Raw genomic sequence first — 2,442 nt, forward strand, 5'->3', positions numbered from 1 at the left:
GGTCGGAGAGCAGGGCGTTCATCTTGTTCTGCTCGGTGACCGGCATGCCCAGGCCCCGGTCCTCGACCTCGATCGCCAGTCCGGCCGTGACGTACTGGGCGCGGAGGAGCACCGTGGTGTGCGGCGCGGAAAACAGGGTGGCGTTCTCGACGAGTTCGGCGAGGAGGTGGATGACATCGGCGACCGCGTGGCCCCGGAGCGTGCCGTCGATCGGCGGCACCAGCTTGACCCGGGGGTACTGCTCGACCTCGGCGATGGAGGAGCGGAGCACCTCCGTCATGGTGACGGGGTTCGACCACTGGCGGCGGGAGATGGCGCCGCCGAGCACGGCGAGGTTCTCGGCGTGACGGCGGATGCGGGTGGCCAGGTGGTCGACGTGGAACAGACCCTTGAGCAGCTCCGGGTCCTCGACCTCGTTCTCCAGTTCGTCGAGGAGCTGGATCTCGCGGTGGACGAGGGACTGCAGGCGCCGGGCGAGGTTGACGAAGACCTCGACCTTCTGTTCGTTGCCGACGCTGCTGGAGAGCCGGGAGGCCTGGACGACGGCGGCGACGGCGGCCTCGTGGGAGCGGTTCAGCTCCTGGGCGAGCAGGTCGAACTCGTCGCCCGACGGGGCGGTCGTGGGGAGCGCGGGCCTGGGGGGCGGGCTCTCGCCGCGGCGCAGTTGCTCCACGATCGCGCGGAGTTCGCTCTGGCTGCGGGCGCTGGAGCGGCGCAGGGCGTTGCAGCGGTCCAGGACGGCCTTGGCCGCCCGGTCGGCGCCGAGCGCGGCGGCGGTCACGGAGGCGACCGTGAGGGCCGCGGCCCCGGTGAGCGCGGCCCAGAGGCCGGGGGTGGGGCTGGCGCCGGTGGAGCGGATGGTGAAGAGGACGGCGGCCGCGCCGCCCAGGGCCACCGCCACGGCGGGGAGCACGGAGGTGCGGAGGAGCTGGGGTCGTATGCGGGCTTCCGTCGGGACCTGTCCGGGGGTCCGCGCCGGTGGGTTGCCGCTGGTACCGGGGGCGGAACGGGCGCCTGACCGGCCGTGCCGGCCGCCTTCGCGGCGTTCGGACCGCGAGGAGGGTGCGCGAAGTTGAGACATGAGTGTCCTTGGTACGTGCCCGGGAATCGGCGTACTGCGGGATGTTCGACGGGGGGTGGACTACGGGGGTGTGCTGCCGGGGGTCGTGCGGGTGCTGCGTACGGTACGTGCGGGGGTGAGGTGTGTGGTTCCGATGAGCCTTCCGATGATCATCAACCACACACTGTAGTCGCCAACCGATCCTCGGCGGCGCGCAGTTGGCAAACTTACCCGTAGAGCGCCCGAGTCTGGTATTACCTCTCGCACGACAGGCCGAGAACCGATGGCCGAAAGGCGATGGGCCGACGCGGGAAGGCCGGAACGGAAGAGGGCGGTGGCGCCGTGGCACCCCGCCCTCCACCGGAATCGGCCGTGACCGGAATCCGCCGGACCGGCCACCGTCCCTCCTGATCCACACCCGGTCACGGGGCGCTCGCGGTCTCCGGTCCGCCGGCCCCGGGTCCGTGCCGGCCCCGCACGGGCCGCTGATCACGGGGGGCGCCGCGGCGTCGGGAAGGTCACCCACGGTGAGAGCGGAATTCCCCCGGCCACCCGGGACCGGCACCCGGACCCCGGTGGTTCGCGAGGCGACGCGGCGACTTCGTAGACTGGGACAAAGGCCTCGGTAACGGTCAAGATCTTCGGACCGGGGAAGGTGCGTGACGAAGCGGATCGGAGCGGACATGCGACGGCGTCCCCAGGAGCCGGCCGGCGACCCCGAAGGCCTGTTCGACATGGCGGACCTCCTGGCCGCCGCGACCGGGGAGCGGGAGGACCGGCCGTTCCGTGACGGGCCCGAGGCGCGCAGACTGCTGCGCGTGGCGGAGATCCACGCGGAACCGGCCGCCGCCGCGTCGTGGCGGGGCCGCCAGATCATCGCGCGCTTCCCCGAGGCCCGGCTCGTCGAGACGGAATCCCACTGGCGCATCCCGCACCTGCACGGCAACGAGGGGAACGTCGAGCGCTGGGTCAGGATCAAGACCGAGACCCTGGTCCTGGGCGAACGCTCCTCCCTCACCGTCCGGCCGAACGGCCGTTCCGCCGACTGGATCGCCCCCGGTCTGTCCAACGGATGCGCCATGGCCTGCGCGTACTGCTACGTGCCGCGCCGCAAGGGGTACGCCAACCCCGTCACCGTCTTCACCAACGTCGACCGCGTCCTGGGCGCCCTCGCCCGCCACATCGCCGCCACCGGCCCGAAGAGGGAACCCAACCAGTGCGACGAGCGGGCGTGGGTCTACGACATCGGCGAGAACGGTGACTGCTCGGTCGACGACCTGATCAGCGACAACACCGCCGACCTCGTCCACGCCTTCCGCCGCTGGCCCACGGCCAAGGCGTCCTTCGCGACGAAACTGGTCAACCCCGATCTGCTGCGGCTG

General features: G+C 71.9%; 1 protein-coding gene and 1 pseudogene. One reads left to right on the forward strand and one right to left on the reverse strand.

The window, feature by feature from the left end:
* Positions 1-1,081 (reverse strand): annotated as a pseudogene (locus RIF68_RS34250) (ATP-binding protein); the annotation flags it as partial.
* A gap of 713 nt (positions 1,082-1,794) precedes the next feature.
* On the opposite strand from RIF68_RS34250, the gene RIF68_RS34255 reads away from it, so the two are divergent.
* Positions 1,795-2,442: spore photoproduct lyase family protein (locus RIF68_RS34255; protein WP_375165785.1), on the forward strand; the 648-nt coding region annotated here is incomplete at its 3' end.

Origin of the sequence: Streptomyces sp., assembly GCF_031178505.1 — a bacterium.
Lineage (GTDB): Bacteria > Actinomycetota > Actinomycetes > Streptomycetales > Streptomycetaceae > Streptomyces > Streptomyces gulbargensis.